We start from the raw sequence: 20,393 nt of genomic DNA, 5'->3' as shown, positions 1-20,393 counted from the left end.
TCACGCGGAGTCTCTTAAAACGAGCCGTCCTTCCAATCTTGTGCTTTTCCAAGGTGCTACGTGTCCGTCGATACCCGCGAACAGCGTATCCGCCGCAGCTTTTGAGACCGCATCGTAGTTGTGCGAAATGGTCGTCAGCGGCGGACAGGTGTAGCGCGAATGCGGATGTCCGTCCTGTCCCGCGACACGAATCGCACAGTCCGCGCCGCGTCCGACCCGCAGCCCGCGTTCATAGCAGGCCGTCAGCAGCCCGATGGCCAGCCGATCGTTGCTGCAAAGAACCGTGTTGGTCGAAAACCGCCCGTGTTCCAGGGCTTCGTGCCCTCCCAAGCGCCCGATTTCCTCGAACGCCCAGCCCTCGCCTGCCACGGAAATCACCTGCGGTTCAAAGCCGAACGTCGCCATCGCATTCAGATAGCTTTGCCTGCGGCGGTGGGCATTTGGGTTGGCCGGCGTCTTCATCTCGAAAAAGCACGGCGGCTCTCCCGTGCGGCAAAGGTAATCGGTGATATGGGCGGTGAACTGCACGTTGTCCGACCCGACGAAAGCGATCCCGAACTCTTCGACACTGCTGTCGAAGATCAGGGTCGGCACATCCTCGCAGAACTTCTCCAGCGCATCGCGGTCGGATGCGCGCCCCAGCGGTGCGAGCAATACGCCAGCGGGTTTCAGCGAACGCAGGTTATCCAGCACCTCGACCTCGTGCTCGGGTCGACCGTGCGAACTGAACAACGTCGGACGATACCCAGCGTCGATACACCGCTGTTCCAGATTGCGGGCGATTTCTGCGAAATACGGATCGACCAAAAGTGGCACCACGATACCCACGTTCTTCGTGAGTTTCCGGTTCTGGTTCATCGCATAGATGTTCGGACGGTAGTCATGTTCCTGCAACGCCTGTTCGATCTGCGCGCGGGTTCTGGGGCGCACGCTCTCGGGCGCGTTGAAGTATTTCGAGATCGTGGGGCGCGAAATTCCGCTGACGGCGGCGAATTCCTCCATGTTCTTTATTTTCAAAACGGGACCCGCCTTCGTCGCAAATATTTCGCAGGCAGATGTTATACGATTGCTTTCCGCGCGCAAACTTTAATTCCGGATTGGCAGATTTCCCGCTTTCCGCATGACAATTCAGAGCCTTGTCGCGATGAGCCTGGTTGGAAAGCCATCAAAGCCTCGCTGCGGAATAGACCCAACGGGGGTTCGGTCGCTCATGGTTTAACGAACAATCTGCGCTCCACATCGCACAGCGTCTCTGCCGCGCCGTCTTCGCGGATCAGAATGGTTTCGGTGGACTCCAGCCCCCAGGTTTCCATCCACAGCGCAGGCATGAAATGAAACGTCATGCCCGGTTGCAGGATCGTCCGATCCTCGGCCCGGATCGATGCCGTACGCTCGCCCCAGTCGGGCGGATAACTCAGCCCCACGGCATATCCCATCCGCCCCTGTCGCGCGATCCCGTGCGCCTTCATCACCGTCATGAACGCGTTGGCGATATCACAGGTGCGGTTGCCCGCGCGCGCAGCCTCCAGCCCGGCGGCGATCCCCTCGATCTGCGCGGCCCCGACGCGCCGGACATGATCGCCGGGGCGGCCCAGAAATACGGTCCTGCACAGCGGCGCGTGGTACCGGCGATAACACCCGGACAGTTCAAAGAACGTCGCCTCGCCCGCGCACATCGGCGCACCATCCCAAGTCAGATGCGCTGCGGTGGCATCCAGACCCGACGGGGTCAGCGGCATAATCGCGGGATAGTCGCCCCAATCGTCCCCGACGCCCGTGATGCCCGTATGCAGGATGTCGGCCACCAGATCGTTCTTGCGCACGCCGGGTTCCGCCCGTGCGATTGCCGTCTCCATGATCCTGTCAGAAATGGCCGCCGCGCGGCGCATGAAACCGATCTCGGCCTTCGATTTGACCAATCGTTGCCAATTCACCAGCGCGGTTGCGTCCACCAGCGTTGCACTGGGCAGAGAGGCCTCAAGGACGGCATGCGCCTTGGCGGAGTAATAATAGTTCTCCATCTCCACGCCGATCCGTCCCGTGCCGACCCCACGCGCCGACAACTGGTCGGCAAGATCCTGCATCGGATGTATGTCGGTCGCCTGCACATAGTGGTCGCCATAACCGACGATATTGTCATGCGGCATCCAGCATGTTCGTCGTCCACCCAGCATGTCCATGTGCCGACCCCACCAGACGGGATCCCCGGTCGGCAGCACGATGACCCCCTGATGCACGTAGAACGACCAGCCGTCGTAGCCGGTCAGCCAAGCCTGATTGGACGGGTCCGTAACGAAAAGCGCGTCCAGACCGGCCGCGTCCATCGCTTTACGCGTTTTAACCAGACGGGCCTGATACTCAGACATGGAGAACGGTGCCTTGGTGTCCGACATTCTAACCCCCGATTATCCGCCTCAACCCAGAACTGCAGTCACGGCACGCTGTGTTGCCGCGACGATGGTGTCGGCCTGTTCCCGCGTCAGGCAGAATGGCGGTGCAAATCCAAGGATATCACCCTGCGGCATCGCGCGGGCAATGATGCTGTCCTGTTCCAGCAACGCTGCCGCGATCCGTGGTCCGACCTTCTCCGCAGGGTCGTAGAACCGACGTGTATCCCTGTCGGCCACAAACTCGACAGCGCAGAGCATCCCCTCGCCGCGGATATCCCCCACCCGTGGATGGTCACATAGCGCATCGTGCATCGCGGCGTTCAGATAGGCCCCTACGTCACCGGCATTCGCGATCAGGTTCTGTTCGTCCAGCACCCGCAGGTTGGCGACACCCGCAGCCGCCCCGACCGGATGCGCCGCATAGGTCCACCCGTGGCCAAGCGGACCGTTTTCATCCGTGCCCTGCTCCAGCACCCGCCAGACCTTGTCCGAAACGATTGACCCTGACAACGGGGCATAGGCCGAGGTCAGCCCCTTGGCGATGGTGATCAGGTCGGGCCGCATGCCGTAGTGTTCGGACCCGAACATCGTCCCCAGACGCCCGAACCCGGTGACCACCTCGTCGGCGATCAAAAGAATGTCGTGTCTGTCGAGGATCTGCTGAATTGCCGGCCAGTATCCCGCTGGCGGCGGGACGATGCCACCTGTGCCCAGCACCGGCTCACCGATGAAGGCGGCGATGGTGTCGGCCCCTTCGCGCGCGATCAGGTCCTCCAAATCCGCAGCACATTGCGTCACGAACGCCTGTTCACTCTGCCCGGGATCGGAGCGGCGAAAATAATCGGCGGCCCCCGTGTGAAGCACATGAGCCAGCGGCAAATCGAATTTCCTGTGGAACAGGTCGAGGCCCGTCAGCGATCCGGTCATGAGGCCGGACCCGTGATATCCGCGCCAGCGCGAAATGATCTTCTTCTTCCCTTCGCGTCCCAGAATGTTGTTGTAGTACCAGATCAGCTTGATGTTCGTTTCATTCGCGTCCGACCCGGTCAGCCCGAAATAGACTTTCGACATATGATCCGGCGCGCGGTCCAGCACCATCTTCGCCAGGGTGATAGAGGCTTCGGTCCCGTGACCTACATAGGCGTGATAATAGGCGAGCGTCTTGGCCTGTTCGGCAATCGCCTCGGCTATCGCCGTCTGCCCGTAGCCCGCGTTGACGCAATAAAGCCCGGCAAAGGCATCGAGCAGACGGTGTCCGTCTCGGTCCTCTATATAACATCCCGACCCGCCGGTGATGACGCGCTGCGGGACCTCTCCACGGGCAAAACCCGCAAGATGCGTCGACGGATGAAAGAAATTCTCCCGGTCCCAGTGTTCCAGTTGGTCGTTTCGCAGCATATCCCTGCCCTTTCCCGCGGCATCGCACCGCCGTCGATCTTGAAGGAGCCGGATGCACGCGAGGGGCAAACCCGCTGCAGGTGCAGTCAGGCTCCGCTGACCCGGACAGCAGCGCGCGATGCCTTTATTGTCGGGGTGATAAGTGTATGAAATCACGTCCCGAGGTGCGGTGGCAACACAAATGTGCCATCCGGTATTGCGTCGACCGGTCCGACACCCTCGACCGGAATTTGTCACCTCACCTCCGGCAAAGATCGGGCGTGCCGATTGTCAAAATAGTGCAGAAGGTGCTGCTCGGCGGATCGGCGTGGTGCTGCGCAATCCGGCCCCGCATACTCCGACCGATCGCACCATCAGGTATTCACATGACGTCCCGATACTACTCACCCACAGGTGGCCACCCGCCGCAGAACCAGCTTCTGACAGATCGTGCGGTGTTTACCGACGCCTATGCCGTGATCCCGCGCGGCACGATGCGCGACATCGTCACCAGCTATCTGCCGTTCTGGACGGGGACGCGGCTCTGGGTGCTGTCGCGTCCGCTCAGCGGGTTTGCCGAGACCTTTTCACAGTATATCATGGAGGTGGCACCCGGCGGCGGGTCGGACCGCCCGGAAACCGACGCAAGCGCGGAGGCGGTGCTGTTCATCGTCGACGGCACCGCGACCCTGACGGTCGATGGCGAGACCCATCACCTGTCACCCGGTGGCTATGCCTATCTGCCGCCGCAAGCCGACTGGACGCTTAGAAACCTTACAGGCGATCCGTTGCGGTTCCACTGGATCCGCAAATCCTACGTGTTCGTTCCCGGCCTCGACACCCCGGATGTCGTCATAGCCAATGAAAACGATATCGCGCCCACGGTCATGCCCGATACCGATGGCAAATGGGCGACGACACGCTTCGTCGATCCGGCAGATTTGCGCCACGACATGCATGTGACCATCGTGACGTTCGAACCCGGCGCGGTCATTCCGTTTCTGGAAACCCATGTGATGGAACACGGCCTTTACGTTCTCGAAGGCAAGGCCGCCTACCGGCTCAATCAGGATTGGGTCGAAGTCGAGGCCGGTGATTATATGTGGCTGCGCGCGTTCTGCCCGCAGGCCTGCTATGCCGGTGGACCGGGTCAATTCCGCTACCTGCTTTACAAGGACGTGAACCGGCATATGCCGCTGGGGCCGCGTTAAGGAAAAAGGCCCGATCCTGATGACCGGGCCTTTGTGTGGTCAGTCCTCTTCCGGCAGGACGAGGTTGAGGATGATCGCCATCAGCGCGGTGGGTGCCACGGCAGAGGTGGCCAGCACCTTCACCACGCCGGGCAGATATTGCACGGCCGTCGGCACAAGGTTCAGACCCAGACCAAAGGCCAGCGAAACCGCGATGATGATCATGTTGCGGCGCGACATATGCACGTCCGACAGCATGTTCAGACCAGCCGAGGCGACCATGCCGAACATCACGATCACGCCACCGCCCAGCACGGGCAACGGCATGGAGGCGACGACCGCACCCACCTTGGGCACCAGACCGCAGACGATCATGATCAGACCGGCGATGGTCACGACATGGCGGCTCATGATGCCGGTCATGCCGACGATGCCGACGTTCTGGCTGAAGGATGTATTGGGCAGACCGCCAAAGACACCGGCCACGGCGGTGCCCAGACCGTCGGCATAGGTGGCACCGGCGATTTCCTGATCGGTCGCCTCGCGCTGTGCACCGGCCTTGGCAGTGGCAGAGGCATCCCCCACCGTTTCGATAGCCGACACGATCGACACAAGCGTGACCGCGATAACCGCGCCCAGGTTGAACTCGAACCCGTAGGGCAGCGCCGTTATGGATGTAAGCCACGCGGCCTTGCCCACCGGTTCAAAGTTGACCATGCCCAGCACGTAGGCCAGCACATAGCCCGCCAGCAGGCCGATCAGGATCGCGGCATTGGACAGCGGCCCCTTGGCAAAGAACTTCAGCACCAGCGACACGATGATCACGGTCAAAGCGACTGACCAGTGCATCAGCGAACCGAAGCTCTCTGCGGCCATCTGGAAATCGGCAGCTCCGCCGGCCGCGTATTTGATCGCGACGGGGATCAGGTAAAGACCGATGGCAAGGATCACGAGGCCGATCACCAGCGGCGGAAACAAGAACCGCAGCTTGTCGATGAACGCACCGAGAATGAAGTGGACGACACCACCGATGATACAGGCCGTCAGCGCCACGCCCAGGCCCAGCGTTGCGGCGATTCCCGCCAAGACGCCCACAAAGGCGAAACTGGTGCCCTGCATGATCGGCAGGCGCGCGCCGATGGGGCCAAGGCCCACAGTCTGAAACAGGGTGGCGACACCTGCAAACAGCATCGCCATCTGGATCAGATAAATCTGCTCCGGCCCGCCAAAGGCCAGACCCGCCGCACCCGCGACGATTATCGACGGTGTGACGTTGGAGGCGAACATCGCCAGTACGTGCTGCAGTCCAAGTGGCACCGCCTGTCCGATCGGCGGCGTCACATTCGGATCGCTGTAGGATATGTCAGTCATTTTATATGTCCATATTGAGTGGTGTTGCGCCGGTCGTCGCGCCGGCTTTGGTGACAAGTCAGAGATCGACCACCATCGGTGTCTCGAACCAGTATTCCTCTAAGTTCGGGCCGTCCCCGACCCGGTCGATCACGGCGAAAAGGCCGGGTGCATGCAGCGGTGTCAGCACCCCGTGCCACGTGCCTTTGTGAAAGTTGATCGCCTGTCCGGGCGTGGTGACGAAGGCTTGCGGCCTATCGGGCCTGTCGCCTGCGTCGGGCGCCACGATGACCAGAAACGGATCCATGCTCATCGGGATGAATGCCTGCGACCCATCGGGGTGGCGTTCCATCATGTCGAGAGTCAGCGGCAACTTGCGCGGGGTGGCCTTGAAAAGGTTCAGGCAGGCCCTGCCGTCGGTGAAATCCAGCTTTGCCCGGTCATGATAACGACCACACATGCCCTGATTGATGATCCTGTCCGCCTCGCCCGCAGCGTCGAGCACATCACCGAAAGAGGTAAAATCCGTCGCGGTCAGCGGCTGGATGCGGATCGTGTCGGTCATGTGCCGAACTTCTCCTGCAGACGCAGCGCTGCGATGCGTTCGACCTGACGGCAGGCTTCGGCAAATTCGGTGTCGCGGTCATTTTCGATCCGGCTTTCGAACGCCGCGACGATACTTGCCTTCGTGTTGTCCTTGACCGCGATGATGAAGGGAAAGCCGAACTTGCCGGTGTAGGTTGTGTTGAGCGCGGTGAACCGCGCGCGTTCGTCGTCTGTCAGCAAGTCCAGCCCGGCACCGGCCTGCTCGACGGTGCTTTCGGCGGTCAGACGACCGGCGGCTGCCAGTTTCCCGGCAAGATCGGGGTGGGCGTTCAACACACCCAGCCTTTGGTCCGGCGTCGCGCTGCGGAACACCCGCGCAAGGGCGCTGTGCACACCTGCGGCAGTGTCATGCGTCGGCCCCAGTTCCAGCCCATACGCGGCTTCGGCGATCCATGGGCTGTGCTCGAAAATACCGCCGAAGGCAGCGACGAAACTGTCACGATCCATGCCCGAGGGGCGGGGGGTCTGCACAGGGGGATGCGCCTTTGTCCAATGGTCGGCAATCTGTTCGCGTGTCGCGAACCATACGCCATCATGAGATTTGAAATGATCGAGCGCGCGGCGCAAGGCAGCAGCGCGTCCAGGGCGGCCCGCAATCCGGCAATGCAGGCCAATCGACATCATTTTGGGCGCACCGTCGCAGCCTTCGGCATAAAGTTCATCGAAACTGTCGCGCAGATAGCTTTCGAACTGGTCGCCGTTGGTAAAGCCCGCCTGAATGGCAAAGCGCATGTCGTTGCAATCCATCGTATATGGCACGATCAACTGCGATTGCCGCCCGAACCGCATCCAGTACGGCAGATCGTCGGCATAGCTGTCGGCGACATAGGCGAACTGCCCAGTCTCGGCGGCAAGCCGCACCGTGTCGTTCGAACAACGGCCTGTGTACCAGCCGCGCGGCGGCGTGCCCACAACCTCGGTATGCAGCCGGATCGCTTCGGCCATCTGCGCCCGCTCCACATCCTCGGGCATATCCTTGTGTTCGATCCATTTCAGGCCGTGGCTGGCAATTTCCCAGCCCGCGTCTTTCATGGCAGCCACCTGTTCCGGCGCACGTGCAAGGGCTGTCGCCACCCCATAAACGGTAACCGGAAGATCCATCATCAGCCGGTGCAAGCGCCAGAACCCGGCCCGCGCGCCATATTCATAAAGCGACTCCATGTTCCAGTGACGTTGACCGGGCCAAGCCTGGGCGCCGGTGATTTCGGACAGAAACGCCTCTGACGCGGGATCGCCGTGCAGGATGTTGTTCTCGCCGCCCTCTTCGTAATTCAGCACGATCTGGACCGCGATCCGTGCACCGCCCGGCCAATCCGCCTGCGGCGGCGTCGCGCCGTAACCGGTCATGTCACGCGGGTATCTTGTCACGCCTGGTCCTCCTGATCGGCACGCTTGTATTTCAAACCGATAGCCCTGTTTTTCAAATAATATCAGAAGCAGTTTACCGATGTCAGTGTTTGCGGTCGGTGTCGCGGATCGCCAGACTGATGTCACGCAAGGAGGACGCCCATGTCCGGATACCTGACGACCCATGTTCTTGACACCGCCAGAGGTTGCCCTGCCGACGGCATGACGATCGAACTTTACCGCGTGACAGGCGACACGCGCAGTCTGCTGAAAACGGTGGAAACCAACAGTGATGGCCGCACCGACGCACAGATACTACCAGCGGAAGAATTCGAGATCGGAACATACGAACTGGTCTTTCATGCAGGCGCATATCTAGACCGCACCGGCATTCCATCGGAAGAACCCCGTTTCCTCGATATCATTCCGGTCCGGTTCGGCATGTCGGCGGCACAGCACTACCACGTCCCGCTCTTGCTTTCGCCGTTCAGCTTTTCAACCTATCGCGGCAGTTGATCGGGCAGACGTGTGTCCCTGATCACATCGCTGATGCGGTCCGACACGAAATCCATGAAAAGCCGCGTCTTCGGGTCCTGATGGCGCCTGTGTGTAAAAAGACATGCCATCTGGATCGGTTCGGGTGGCGTCGCCTCGCCGACGATGACAAGCGCGCCGGACGCCAGATGACCGGCTACCTCGAACACAGGCTTGAGCGCGATCCCCTGCCCCGCCAGCGCCCAATCGGTCAGGACGTCACCGTCATCGCACTCGTGACGCCCGGTAGTGCGAAACCGTTTCGGCCCCGCTTCCGTCATCAGGGGCCAGTGGAATTCGGTCGCGCCCGGAAACCGCAGGTTCAGGCATTCGTGTCGGTCCGCCACGATCTCTTCGCCGGACCGGGGGTGCCCGCGCACCGCGATATAGGCGGGTGAAGCACAAAGCACACGCTGCACATCGGCAATTTTCCTGATTTTCAGATTGCTGTCTTCGGGCTGGCCCAGAAAATATGCCAGATCCAGACCTTCGGTCGTCAGATCGACCTTGCGGTCGGTCAGGCGCAACCGCAGGTTCACATCCGGGTATTCCGCAAGAAAGGCAGGCACCTGAGGCGCGATCAGACGGCGACCCACGCCAAGCGGTGCCGCGACATAAAGCGACCCGCGGGGCCGGTCGGTGATCGCCGTCACCTCGGCCTCGGCCGCCTCGACCGACGCCAGCACCTCGCATGCACCTCGATAGAACGCCTTGCCCTGTTCCGTGGCACTCAGATTGCGGGTCGTGCGTTGGAAAAGCCGCACGCCAAGGTAATTTTCAAGCTGCGAAATCCGCGAAGACGTCACAGCCGGCGATATCCGCAAATCCCGCCCCGCCGCCGACATACTGCCCAGCTCATAGACACGGACAAACGTGCGGATATTGTCGAAATAGGACATTTTTCGGCTTTTCTTGATACAGCTTGGCAATTTCACCCGATACCAGCATAAACCGGTCTCGCCTAGGGTAAGAGGCACCCGCATTCCGGAGGATGGCATGTACGACATAGCAGTGGTCTGGGACTGGATCGCGTTTTCGGTCCGCTGGCTTCACGTGATCACGGCAATGGCGTGGATCGGCGCATCTTTCTATTTCATCGCGCTGGATCTGATGCTCAAACCTGCCTCCGACATGCCCGAGGGCGCGTCCGGCGAGGAATGGGAGGTCCACGGCGGCGGTTTCTACCACACGACGAAATACATGGTCGCGCCCGCACGGATGCCCGAGCATCTGACCTGGCACAAATGGCAAAGCTACATGACCTGGGTGTCGGGCGCGGCACTTCTGATGATCATCTACTGGGTGGGCGGGGAACTTTACCTTCTCGATCCCACCAAGGCCGATCTGGCGCTTTGGCAGGGTATCGTGATCTCCGGCGGGTCATTGACGGTCGGATGGCTGGCCTATGACGCCATGTGCAAGTCCCGGCTGGCGGACCGCCCGACAGTGCTGATGCTGCTGTTGTTCGCGATCCTTGTGGCGATGTCCTGGGGTTACAATCAGATTTTCACGGGGCGCGCCGCGCTGCTCCACCTTGGGGCGTTCACCGCGACGATCATGACGGCGAACGTTTTTTTCCAGATCATGCCGAACCAGCGCATCGTGGTCGCGGACCTCAAGGCCGGGCGCAAGCCGGACGCGAAATACGGCAAGATCGCAAAGGTGCGGTCCACGCATAACAACTATCTGACGCTGCCCGTCGTTTTTCTGATGCTGTCCAACCACTATCCATTGTCATTCGGCACACCCTATGCCTGGATCATCGCGAGCCTGATTTTCCTCACCGGGGTCACGATCCGGCACTACTTCAACACCATGCACAAGACCGGGCGCGGCCCGCACTGGACCTGGGCGGTCACGGTCCTGCTGATGATCCTGATCGCCTGGCTGTCGTCTCTGCGCCCCGACGCCGCAACCGTCCAGGCACGCGCGCTCACGCCCTACGAGGAACGCTTTGCCGCCGCCGCAGGGTTCGATGCGGCCTACAACACGGTGATCGGCAATTGCTCCATGTGCCACGCGCGGGACCCCTATTGGGAGGGGATCAGATGGGCCCCGAAAGGCGTATTCCTCGAAACCGAAAGCGACGTCGCGCGCCACGCCGATCAAATCTATCTGCAGGCGGGTATCAGCCACGCGATGCCTCCGCCCAACGCCATCCAGATGCAGCAGGGCGACCGGGAAACGATCATTGCATGGGTTCAGGCCGCACGCGACACGCCCTAACGCGGCGACCCGCGCGAAGACGCACTGCCCGACAGGAGTCGATGGATATGAAACGCATCAGACTTGGCATGGTCGGTAGACTCGGCATGGTCTGTATGGCGTTCATTCGGGCCTGCGTGACGTCGTCGCGGCAAAACGCCGCTTGGGTGCAGGTCTGACGGCAAAACGCCGCTGCCGCGGGGATTATAGCCTCATGCCGCCGTGACGGGCCGACCTCAATAAAGACCCTGAATTTCAAGCGGAAGCTGACGCACCTCTGTTTCGTTCAGGATGGTGCGTGGCGGCTCCGTGATGTCCGCCGTCTGGACACGGTTGTAGCGGGTCTCTGCCGCATGCTGGATATCCTCGCGGCTGCGCAGGATCGTGGGTCGCAGGAAGACGAACAGCGTGCGGTTCGTCTCGCGCGCGTTGCGTGATCGGAAAAGCTCGCCGACGATCGGAACATCGGACAGGCCGGGCACCCTGTTTTCCCCGCTTGTGCGGTCATCGGTGATCAACCCGCCCAAAACGACAGTGCCACGGTTGTCGGCCATCACGGTCGTGTTGATGACCCGCCGGTTGGTCACTAGATCGGCGGCACCCTCGACATTTGCGTTCACAAGGCTGGAAATTTCCTGCTCGATCACAAGCTGCACGACACCGCCGGCGGTGATCCGGGGGACCACGTTCATCGTGATGCCGACATCACGGCGTTCGATGGTCGTGAACGGGGTCACCGTATTTCCGTCGGTCGCAAAGCTGCCGGTGCGGAACGGCACGTTCTGACCGACGACGATCGTTGCCGGTTCGTTGTCGAGCGTCGTGACGCTTGGCGTGGACAGCAGCCGTGCGCGGGTCGATTGCGACAGGGCCTGGATCAGGATACCGAAATCGTTCGTTCCGCCCCCCAGCGTGAGGCCCGTGGACAGGGCCGCCGACGCCGGCGCACCGACCGCCGCAAGCACGCCCTGCAACGACACGCCGCCGTTGCCAAAGGATGTGGCCGCGATCCCGCCGGATTCGGGTCCCGTGCCGAAACCAAGCTGCACACCGAGCCGTTCGGCGGCGTCGCCCGAAACCTCGACGATCGCGGCCTCGATCATGACCTGCGGGCGTCGCACGTCGAGCGCGTGGACCAGTTGCCCGATCTCCTGAACCTGTGCCGCGGTTCCGCGCACGATGATCGAATTCGTTTCACGTGACGGCGTGATGGTGACCGCATCCGGTGCGACCACGCGGGTGATCGGCACGAATTGCCCACCTTCGACGTTCTCCGTCTCCGGTTCGGCTGCACCAATATCAGCGGCGACTGCGTTGGTGATGTTGGTGGCGTCGCCGACAGTGCCCTGAATGATTTCCGCGATGATCATCGCGTCACCGTATTGCAGGTTGAAGACCGTGGTGCTGACGGTTTCGCGCGGATTGGTAATCGGGCGCACGTCCAGCGCATCGGCCAGTTCGCGGATTTCCTGAATATCCGCAGGCGTGCCACGCACCAGCAGCAGGTTCGATCCCGGATCGACCGACAGCCGTGCCGCCGTTCCCGCCGGGCCAAGCACTTCCAGAATGGCGTTGCCGACCGATGCGGCATCGGCGCTGCGGAAGCGGATCACTTCCGCGCGCACGGTCGCGTCACCGTCAAAGGACCTGGCGATGGTCATGATCCGCTCGACGTTGGCACTGGTGTCGGTGATCACGATGGCGTTCGGGTCCTCGACCGCCTCGATATAGCCGCTGTCGGCGATCAGGGGGCGCAGGATGCGCACCGCTTCTGACGACGGCAGACGGTTCAGGCGCAACATTTCGGTGACGAAATCCTGGCTGCCCGCGTCATCCACATCATCCTGTGTCGGGCCACTGACGGTGCGCGCCTCGCCTTCGGGGACAACCTGCCAGATGGTGCCGGATTGCACGGCGACGAAGCCACGCACCTTCAGGATCGACTGGAACAGGGACCAGACGCCCTCTTGATCCAGTGCCTGCGCCGACACGACGGTCACATCGCCCGACAGCCCCGGATCAAGAACAAGCGTGCGGCCCGTAATCTCGGAAATCTGCTCGACAAGCGCAGAGATGTCCGCATCCCGCAGGTTGATGACGAATGTTTCATCCTGCGCCTGCGCAGGAACGGCCATCGCCGCAAGACATAGCGCCAGCGCATAGCGTCGCAGCAGCGCGATCATTGCAATGGAAACGACATCACTATCGTGCGGCCGTCCCTCTCTACCTCGATGCGGGCAAGACCGGACTCAGCCACCTGATCGTATAGCACACGATCGCTGTCCACGTCGCCCACAGGCTGACCATTCAGAGTTCTCACGATATCACCTGCTCTCAAACCCGCGCGGTTTACACCGCTGTCATGTTTTTCAGCGATCATATAGCCGTTTTCCACAGGCACCAAACCAATTGCGTCCATCACCTCAGCCGGATTCGCTCTGATGCGGTCACGCCACAGATCAATGTAATCCTGCGTGCTCTGCGGCTGCGCGCGCTGCGCCTGATCGTTGCGTTCGCTGATGGTCGTGCCCTGTCCGATCGCCATGATCGCCGCCAGCCTGTCCTGGCCAGTCGGCGTCGCGTCATCCTCTGCGATTTCCGCACCGTCGAAAGCCAGCTTGCGACTTTCGCCCGCCACATCCAACGTCACGAACTCCGAAGCGACAGCGGTCAGCGTGACCGTATCGGTGATCGCATCGCCGATACGGTAATTCGCCTCGCCGGTCTCCGACGCGATCAACGCAAGCGACCGCGCGGGGTCGTCACGCACGATCACGCCCAACAGGGCAAGCTGCGGCATTGCCGGCCCGTCATCGCGCACGGGTGCATCCGCCGCCGGTGCGGCGCCGAACGGCGCGAGATCAAGAACCGGGTCGATGTCGATGGGCGCCGCGTCTGTGGCGGTTTGCGGCTGCAAAACGGCGACCGGCGGGATGACCGTATCATGGCCGCGCAGCTTCCAGACGACAGGGGCGGCGGCGGCGGCGACACTGCCGATACAAATCAGGATCACCAGAGTTTTCAGCATGCGCGCACGTCCCGACATCAGTTTCCTCCTGCGGCCACATAGCCATCCAGAACATAAAGAACCTGCACAGCGTCAGCCCGTGACACCCGCAGCGTGACCGCGACAAGCCCGGGATCGGCGGTTTCGGTCCGGTCCATGTCGATATCATAGCTTTCGCCGAACATCGCGATACCGGTTTCGGCGACAGGCAGCCCCATCTGCGCTTCTGCCAGTGCGTTGGTGGCCACCCACCGGGCCGCGACACGCGCGCTGACGTCGCTGATCCGTCCCGTATGCCCTTCGGCCGCCGTCAGCAACGACACCGCGCCCAGCGCAAGGATCACCATGGCGACCAGTGCCTCGATCAGGGTAAAGCCCGCATCGGAGCTGCGTTTCGGCGTCATGGTCGATCCCCGATCAGCGTTGCGTTGACCGCATCGAACCGGAGTGCACTGGCAACGGACCCGTCGGCTATAAACTGCATCTCCAGCGCCTCGCCACTTTCTGGCACGAGATCGGACCCGACGATCAGCATCGCGGCGTCCGATTGTGCCCGCAGGCGCAGCGCCTCGGGCAAGGTATGCTCCGTGCCCAGGATCGCCACGGGATGCGGCACCCAGTCTTCATCCAGCGACACCTCGAAGCGATAGGTCGTGTCCGTCCAGCGAAACCGCATCGGCGTGGCCGTCAGCAACACCTCGTCCGCCGCGCGGTTCAGGCGGGCTGCGAGCAATTCAGCTTCCTGCGTCGCCGAATTCCCGCGCCCGACCCCACCAAGGCTCAGCGCGACCGCACCGGTCATCACGCCCAGCAGCGCCAGCACCACCAAAACCTCGACCAGGGTTACCCCGGCCTGTCCGTCGCGTGGGCTGTGTCGCTTATGGGTCAACCGCCGTTCGATGTCTGGCCATGCAGGATATCGGCGGCCGTGCCGTCCCCGCCGGGCTGCCCGTCCGATCCCAGCGATACCAGATCAAAGCCTCCTGTGTCGCCGGGGGACCGGTACAGATAGTCATTGCCCCAAGGGTCCATCGGCACTGCCGTCAAGTAACCACCCGCGACCCAGTTGCGCGGCTCCGGCGGGCTGGTCGGTCGTTCGACAAGAGCGGCCAACCCCTGCGACGTCGTCGGATAGGTCTGGTTGTCGAGGCGGTACAGCTCCAGCGCGCTGCCGATGGCGCGAATATCGGTCTGCGCGACGCTGACCCGCGCCTCGTCCGGACGACCCACGACATTCGGCACCACGATAGCCGCGACGATGGCGATGATGACCAGAACGACCATCATCTCGATCAGTGTCACACCGGCGTCTGGCCTGCGCCGGGTAACCGTGCGCCCAACCCGTCGCTGCGTGGGTTTTGGCTGCCGCTCATCCATGAAACTCTTTTCCTTCCGAAAACGTAGTTTCTGTGACAGTATCTCAGATGCAGGGAAATTCAAAGGTCGAAATTCGTGTTAAATCAAAAACTTAACGACGTTTTTGACGCCTCAGGGCGACCCGACGACACGCCCCACCGACAGCCTCCTGCAATCGCCGCTTTCCGGCCCGCCGCCGGGTTGGTGGAGCGCGCGCAAAGCCTCGGCGCCAAGGGCAGGGCCGGGGCGATCACGCTGCTTGCCGCAGAGCATACGAGCGCCCACGTCGTCGACCTGCCCAAGGCTTCGGCCAGACAGCAGGCGGCCATGATGCGCTTTGCCGTGGAAGACCAGATTGCGACGCCCCTCGATCAGGTCGTGGTCAGCAAGGCCGGTCCACATCTTGCCTTTGTCACGGCCAAAGTGGTGCTGGACATCCATGCCGATACGCCGAACCTGCTGCCCGAAATCCTGATGATCCCCGCCCCGGACGCCCCGGCGACATGGCGTGTCTGGCGGGAAGGTGTACGAGCGGTCGTGCGGGCGACCGACGGCACAGGGTTCGCGGTACCGGCGGACATGCTACCGGCCCTTTGGCGCGCCGCGGGGCGACCCGGGGTCGAGGCGCTGGCCGAACCGCTGCCGCCGGAGCTGAATGCGACCGACCTTTCAGATGCGCCGCCTCGTCCCGCGCCCGCCGACCTGGCCTTTCAGTTTGCCCACGACCAGGCGCGCGAAACCGGTAGCCGCCTGCGGCTGGTGCTGATCGCGGCCTCTGCCGTCTTCGCGGCGGCACTGGTGCATCTGGGGCTGCTTGCAGCGGACACATGGGCACTGGCCAGGCAGGCCGAGGGTGAACGCGCAACCGCACAGGCCGCCATTGCCGGCCCGCTGCCCGGCGTCACGCTGACGGATGATGTATCCCCGGTTCTGGCCCGCCTCGCGCCGACCGCATCGGCACCCCGCAGGGGTGCGTTCCTGCCACTGCTGTCGGACGCCACACGCATCATAAGCGCGACGCCATCGGACACCGGGACACCCACCAGCCTGCGCCGCCTGACGTGGGGCGCGCAAAGCGGGCAGTTGGTGATGCTCGTTCAGGCCGGTGGTCTGGACGACCTGCAGCGCTTGCAACAGGCTCTCGCCGCAAACGGCTTCGCCGTTTCCGCCGGGGCCGCAAATGCCGGTGAAGGTGGCGCGGAAGCCGAGTTGCGGATCACACGGGAGAGCACGCAATGACATGGTTCCATGCCCTGACGCTGCGCGAGAAAATCCTGATCGTCGCTGTCCTGCCGCTCGCGGCACTGGCCGCCGCATATCAACTTGCGTGGGTGCCGCTGCAGGCTGCCAGGGCCGATCATATCCGCGCGATCTCCGACTACCGCCTTGTCACGGACACCGCCGCGCTCGCCGCGCGCACGCAGGACGCGACGGACCGACCGGCAGCGTCACCCGAAAACAAGACGCCGCTGCCGAACCGCATCACCGCCTCGGCGCAGGCGGCAGATGTGACGGTGCGCCGGATCGAACCGGACGGCGACGGCGTGCGTGTGACCGTCGGCGATACGCCGTTTTCGCAGCTGATGGTCTGGATCGCGGATATGGAACAGACATTCGGCGCCACACCGATCGCGGTCGAGATCGACCGCCGTCCGGAGCCGGGCGTGGTCTCTGCCCGCCTTCTGATGGGAAACCTCTGATGTCGGAAGTCGCCGCCACTCCGAAACTGCTTTACAGCTTCGCACAGACCCAGGGCGTGATCCTGACGGCGGATGACGACATGATCCTGTGCAAGCATCGCGCGGATGCAAGCGTCTCGGCCCTGATCGAGGCGCAACGCGTGGCCGGGCGACCGCTTGTCGCCGCCGAAGTCAGCCCGGCAGAATTCGAGGCCGCGCTGGGCATCACCTATCGCGACAGCGCCAGCGAGGCCGCGCAGGTGGCCGCCGACGCCGACGATGATCTTGCCAGCCTGGCCGACACCGCAGCATCGGTCGACGACCTGCTGGCCCAGAACGACGATGCGCCGGTCGTCCGCCTGATCAACGCGCTGCTGCTGGAGGCGGTGCGCGAGGGCGCGTCCGACGTTCACATCGAAACCGAAGAACGCCGCCTGCTCGTCCGGTTCCGGATCGACGGCGTCCTGCGCGAAGTCATCGCGCCCAAACGTGCGCTTGCCCCGCTGCTGGTCAGCCGGATCAAGGTGATGGGCAAACTCGACATCGCAGAAAAACGCCTGCCGCAAGATGGACGGGTATCGCTCCGCGTCGGTGGCTACGAACTTGACGTGCGCATTTCCACGATCCCCAGCCAGTTCGGCGAACGTGTCGTGCTGCGTCTGCTCGACCGGGGGCAAACCCTGCGCGGCATCGACCATCTCGGCCTGACCGACAGCGATCTGGACAAGCTGAAACGCATCCTGACGCGGCCCGACGGGATGGTGCTGGTCACCGGCCCGACCGGTTCGGGTAAAACGACGACGCTCTATGCCGGCCTCGACATGCTCAACGACCGCGAGCGCAACATCATGACGGTCGAGGACCCGATCGAATACACGATGGACGGCGTCGGCCAGATGCAGGTCAACGCCAAGACCGATCTGACCTTCGCACGCGGGTTGCGGGCAATCCTGCGGCAGGACCCGGACGTCATCATGGTGGGCGAGATTCGCGACCGGGAAACCGCACAGATCGCCGTCGAAAGCGCCATGACAGGGCACCTGCTGATTTCCACGCTGCACACCAATACTGCCATCGGCGCGATCTCACGCCTTGTCGAAATGGGGGTCGAACGCTTCCTGCTCGCGCCCATGCTGCGTGGCCTGATCGCGCAGCGTCTGGTGCGCCGGGTCTGCGACAGTTGCGCGGCGGATCATGAAATCACAGACGCCGAAAGCGCCCTGCTGTCGGGCCATATCCCCCAAGGCACCGTCGTGAAAAAGGGCACCGGCTGTCCCGATTGCCACGACAGCGGCTTCCGTGGCCGCCTGCCACTCTATGAAATCATCGAGGTCGACGCCGATCTCGAACGCCTGATCCACGAGGGCCTGTCGGAGGCGGCGCTGATCGCCGCCGCGCGCGAACGCGGCCCCGGCATTCTGGCCGACGGCATCGCCAAAATGCGGCAGGGCCTGACGACCGCGCAAGAAGTGGCGCGCGCCGTGCACGAAGACCCGACCCTACAAGAAAGTGACGCCTAGATGGCCGCCTTCGCCTATCAGGCCGTCGATCCCAAAGGGAAAACCGCCAAAGGTATCATCGAGGCGTCCAATGCCGCCGCCGCGCGGCAGGCCCTGCGCGCGCGCCAACTCATGCCCGTGTCCGTGTCGCCGACGACGCAAAAGGCAGGCACCGCCCAGCCCCTGTTTCGCCGCAGCCGGATCAGCAGCAAAGCCCTCACATTGTTGACGAGGCAGCTTGCCACCCTTGTCGGAACGGGTCTGGGCGTCGAACAGGCACTGAAGACCGTGGCGGATCAGGCGTCGCAACCGGCGGTATCGTCGTTGCTGCTGAACCTGCGCTCCGCCGTGCTGGACGGGCGCAGCTTTGCGCAGGCGTTGGGTGACTACCCGCATGTCTTCGGCGACTACTACCGTGCGTCGGTGGCCGCGGGCGAGGCATCGGGACAGCTTGGCCACGTGATGGCGCACCTGTCCGCTTTCGTCGAAAACCGTGCCAAAAACCGTCAGACAGTGCAGCTTGCGCTGATGTATCCCGCCATCCTTGCTGTTGTGTCACTGGCCGTGATCGTGGCCCTGCTCACCTTCGTCGTGCCCGATATCGTGCGCGTCTTCACGTCACGCGGTGCGGAATTACCGTTTCTGACCCGCGCGCTGATCGGGATCAGCGATTTCATCAATCAATGGGGTCTGGTGGTGCTGGGCGGCATCGCCGCCACGATCCTGATCGTGCTGGCCCTGATGCGTCGCCCGGCGGTCAGACGCATCTGGCATCGCTGGCTTGCCCGGTCGCGCCTGACCCGCAGTTTCGTTCTCAAGGCCAATGCCGCGCAGTTCGCGGGTACACTCGCCACGCTCGCCGTCAGCCGCGTTCCGCTTGTCGATGCCCTGTCGGCCGCCGCCGCCACCGTCCCAAACCTGCACATCCGCGACAAGGTGAACACCGCCGCCGCCCGCGTCCGCGAGGGTGCGGCGCTGTCGCGTTCGCTGGACGATGCACAGGTATTTCCGCCGATGCTGATCGCGATGGTCGCCAGCGGCGAGGCGGGCGGTGTGCTGGGTGAAACGCTGACCCGTGCGGCAGAGGATCAGTCGCGCGACCTCAACGCGCTCGTCGCCGCCTTGGTGGCGCTCGTCGAACCGGCGGTGCTGCTCCTGATGGGCGGTATCGTGATGCTGCTGGTGCTGGCGATCATGCTGCCCATCGTGAACCTGAACACGCTGGTGAACTAGAACGGATACTCCAGAATGATCGGCCCGGACGTCGGCAGCCCCGGCACCAGCGTCGCCCCTTCTGGCTCGACCCGGACGATCAACCGGCGGTCGCCCGCAACGGCGACACGCGCCAGCTGACCGTCGCGGTCGGTCAGGATCGCGACCGCATCACTGCCCTGCGTCAGCAGATCGATCTCCATCTCGGGCACGGTCTGTTGGCGGTCGAACCGGTCGATACAACTGCCCGCGTCGATCGACACCGTGCCGTCCGCCGATGCGGCATCGCCTGTCATACGCAACTCCTGGATATCCACGACCGCGCGTGATGTGCAGCTCTTGATCGGCAGTCCAGGTATCAGTTGCAAAAGACCCGGCCCGGCGCGCCCGCGCAGATCGGTCACCGCACCCTGCCACGGCGTCACCGCGCCGACACCGGACAGTTGCGTGTCCGGCCCGGCAAGCTGCACGTCGAACTCCGCCCTCAACGTCGCCAGCGCGGCCGGACGCGCCTCCCATTCGAGCGTATATCCGCCGACAAGCTGCGCCCTGCCCCGCCACAGACTGCCATAAAGCCCTGTGACTTGCGCGGGGAGTGTGGCAAACTCCGTCACGACAGTGGCCGGAAGCGTCACCAGCAG

At 63.0% G+C, this 20,393-nt stretch carries 20 protein-coding genes; 7 read left to right on the top strand and 13 right to left on the bottom strand.

Features of this window, described 5'->3' with window-relative positions; genetic code table 11:
• The 3 genes from AC04PH_RS02240 to AC04PH_RS02230 all read right to left on the bottom strand — a co-directional run bounded on the left by AC04PH_RS02240 (position 1) and on the right by AC04PH_RS02230 (position 3,788).
• On the bottom strand, positions 1-1,002 hold the full coding sequence (locus tag AC04PH_RS02240; RefSeq protein WP_483066130.1) for a LacI family DNA-binding transcriptional regulator: 1,002 nt from the start codon (positions 1,000-1,002) through the stop codon (positions 1-3).
• A gap of 206 nt (positions 1,003-1,208) precedes the next feature.
• Complete coding sequence (locus AC04PH_RS02235) at positions 1,209-2,393, bottom strand: M24 family metallopeptidase (protein WP_483064116.1); 1,185 nt, start codon at positions 2,391-2,393, stop codon at positions 1,209-1,211.
• 21 nt (positions 2,394-2,414) lie between these two features.
• On the bottom strand, positions 2,415-3,788 hold the full coding sequence (locus AC04PH_RS02230; RefSeq protein ID WP_483064115.1) for an aminotransferase class III-fold pyridoxal phosphate-dependent enzyme: 1,374 nt from the start codon (positions 3,786-3,788) through the stop codon (positions 2,415-2,417).
• A 365-nt stretch (positions 3,789-4,153) separates the two neighbouring features.
• On the opposite strand from AC04PH_RS02230, the gene AC04PH_RS02225 reads away from it, so the two are divergent.
• Positions 4,154-4,978, top strand: a complete 825-nt coding sequence (locus AC04PH_RS02225) for a bifunctional allantoicase/(S)-ureidoglycine aminohydrolase (RefSeq protein WP_483064114.1) — start codon at positions 4,154-4,156, stop codon at positions 4,976-4,978.
• A 39-nt stretch (positions 4,979-5,017) separates the two neighbouring features.
• Here AC04PH_RS02225 and AC04PH_RS02220 read toward each other — a convergent pair whose 3' ends face one another.
• Genes AC04PH_RS02220 through puuE form a run of 3 tightly spaced genes read right to left on the bottom strand, consistent with a single transcriptional unit; the run spans position 5,018 to position 8,281 of the window.
• A complete protein-coding gene (locus AC04PH_RS02220) occupies positions 5,018-6,328 on the bottom strand; it encodes a uracil-xanthine permease family protein (RefSeq protein ID WP_483064113.1) in 1,311 nt (436 codons plus the stop codon).
• 58 nt (positions 6,329-6,386) lie between these two features.
• Positions 6,387-6,872 carry an ureidoglycolate lyase gene (locus AC04PH_RS02215; protein ID WP_483064112.1) on the bottom strand — a complete coding sequence of 162 codons (486 nt, stop codon included), beginning with the start codon at positions 6,870-6,872 and terminating at the stop codon, positions 6,387-6,389.
• Entirely contained in the window at positions 6,869-8,281 is a 1,413-nt protein-coding gene (puuE, locus tag AC04PH_RS02210; RefSeq protein ID WP_483064111.1) for an allantoinase PuuE, read from the bottom strand. Before puuE ends, AC04PH_RS02215 begins: the two co-directional genes overlap by 4 nt.
• A gap of 141 nt (positions 8,282-8,422) precedes the next feature.
• Here puuE and uraH point away from each other — a divergent pair, with 141 nt between their 5' ends.
• On the top strand, positions 8,423-8,776 hold the full coding sequence (gene uraH / locus AC04PH_RS02205; RefSeq protein ID WP_483064110.1) for a hydroxyisourate hydrolase: 354 nt from the start codon (positions 8,423-8,425) through the stop codon (positions 8,774-8,776).
• Here uraH and AC04PH_RS02200 read toward each other — a convergent pair.
• Entirely contained in the window at positions 8,761-9,693 is a 933-nt protein-coding gene (locus tag AC04PH_RS02200; protein WP_483064109.1) for a LysR family transcriptional regulator, read from the bottom strand. The genes uraH and AC04PH_RS02200 overlap by 16 nt on opposite strands.
• A 97-nt stretch (positions 9,694-9,790) precedes the next feature.
• Between AC04PH_RS02200 and AC04PH_RS02195 the strand changes: the two genes are divergently transcribed.
• The gene (locus AC04PH_RS02195; protein ID WP_483064108.1) at positions 9,791-11,020 is read left to right on the top strand and encodes a urate hydroxylase PuuD; all 1,230 of its coding nucleotides are present in this window, start codon (positions 9,791-9,793) and stop codon (positions 11,018-11,020) included.
• 215 nt (positions 11,021-11,235) lie between these two features.
• Here the strand turns inward: AC04PH_RS02195 and gspD are convergent, their stop codons facing one another.
• Genes gspD through gspG form a run of 5 tightly spaced genes read right to left on the bottom strand, consistent with a single transcriptional unit; the run spans position 11,236 to position 15,383 of the window.
• Complete coding sequence (gspD, locus tag AC04PH_RS02190) at positions 11,236-13,182, bottom strand: type II secretion system secretin GspD (protein WP_483064107.1); 1,947 nt, start codon at positions 13,180-13,182, stop codon at positions 11,236-11,238.
• Positions 13,179-14,045 (bottom strand): type II secretion system protein N, encoded by an 867-nt coding sequence (locus tag AC04PH_RS02185; protein WP_483064106.1) that lies wholly within the window; start codon positions 14,043-14,045, stop codon positions 13,179-13,181. The genes gspD and AC04PH_RS02185 overlap by 4 nt, the downstream gene beginning before the upstream one ends.
• A complete protein-coding gene (gene gspI / locus AC04PH_RS02180) occupies positions 14,045-14,410 on the bottom strand; it encodes a type II secretion system minor pseudopilin GspI (protein WP_483064105.1) in 366 nt (121 codons plus the stop codon). The genes AC04PH_RS02185 and gspI overlap by 1 nt, the downstream gene beginning before the upstream one ends.
• Positions 14,407-14,895, bottom strand: a complete 489-nt coding sequence (locus tag AC04PH_RS02175) for a prepilin-type N-terminal cleavage/methylation domain-containing protein (protein ID WP_483064104.1) — start codon at positions 14,893-14,895, stop codon at positions 14,407-14,409. Before AC04PH_RS02175 ends, gspI begins: the two co-directional genes overlap by 4 nt.
• Positions 14,892-15,383 (bottom strand): type II secretion system major pseudopilin GspG, encoded by a 492-nt coding sequence (gene gspG / locus AC04PH_RS02170; RefSeq protein ID WP_483064103.1) that lies wholly within the window; start codon positions 15,381-15,383, stop codon positions 14,892-14,894. Before gspG ends, AC04PH_RS02175 begins: the two co-directional genes overlap by 4 nt.
• 75 nt (positions 15,384-15,458) lie before the next feature.
• Here gspG and gspL point away from each other — a divergent pair, with 75 nt between their 5' ends.
• The 4 genes from gspL to gspF are packed head-to-tail and all read left to right on the top strand — an operon-like array spanning position 15,459 to position 19,773.
• Positions 15,459-16,601 (top strand): type II secretion system protein GspL, encoded by a 1,143-nt coding sequence (gene gspL / locus AC04PH_RS02165; RefSeq protein ID WP_483064102.1) that lies wholly within the window; start codon positions 15,459-15,461, stop codon positions 16,599-16,601.
• Complete coding sequence (gene gspM, locus AC04PH_RS02160) at positions 16,598-17,062, top strand: type II secretion system protein GspM (RefSeq protein ID WP_483064101.1); 465 nt, start codon at positions 16,598-16,600, stop codon at positions 17,060-17,062. The genes gspL and gspM overlap by 4 nt, the downstream gene beginning before the upstream one ends.
• Complete coding sequence (locus AC04PH_RS02155) at positions 17,062-18,561, top strand: GspE/PulE family protein (RefSeq protein WP_483064100.1); 1,500 nt, start codon at positions 17,062-17,064, stop codon at positions 18,559-18,561. Before gspM ends, AC04PH_RS02155 begins: the two co-directional genes overlap by 1 nt.
• On the top strand, positions 18,562-19,773 hold the full coding sequence (gspF, locus tag AC04PH_RS02150) for a type II secretion system inner membrane protein GspF (RefSeq protein WP_483064099.1): 1,212 nt from the start codon (positions 18,562-18,564) through the stop codon (positions 19,771-19,773). It abuts the gene before it with no gap.
• On the opposite strand, the gene gspN is transcribed toward gspF, so the two are convergent.
• Positions 19,770-20,387 carry a type II secretion system protein N gene (gspN, locus tag AC04PH_RS02145; protein ID WP_483064098.1) on the bottom strand — a complete coding sequence of 206 codons (618 nt, stop codon included), beginning with the start codon at positions 20,385-20,387 and terminating at the stop codon, positions 19,770-19,772. The two genes, gspF and gspN, sit on opposite strands and share 4 nt — an antisense overlap.
• Positions 20,388-20,393 lie beyond the last annotated feature (6 nt).

Source organism: Yoonia sp. KMU-150, from assembly GCF_056858355.1.
The sequence above is the reverse complement of the archived record's forward strand: the minus strand, read 5'-3'. Positions and strand labels throughout refer to the sequence as shown.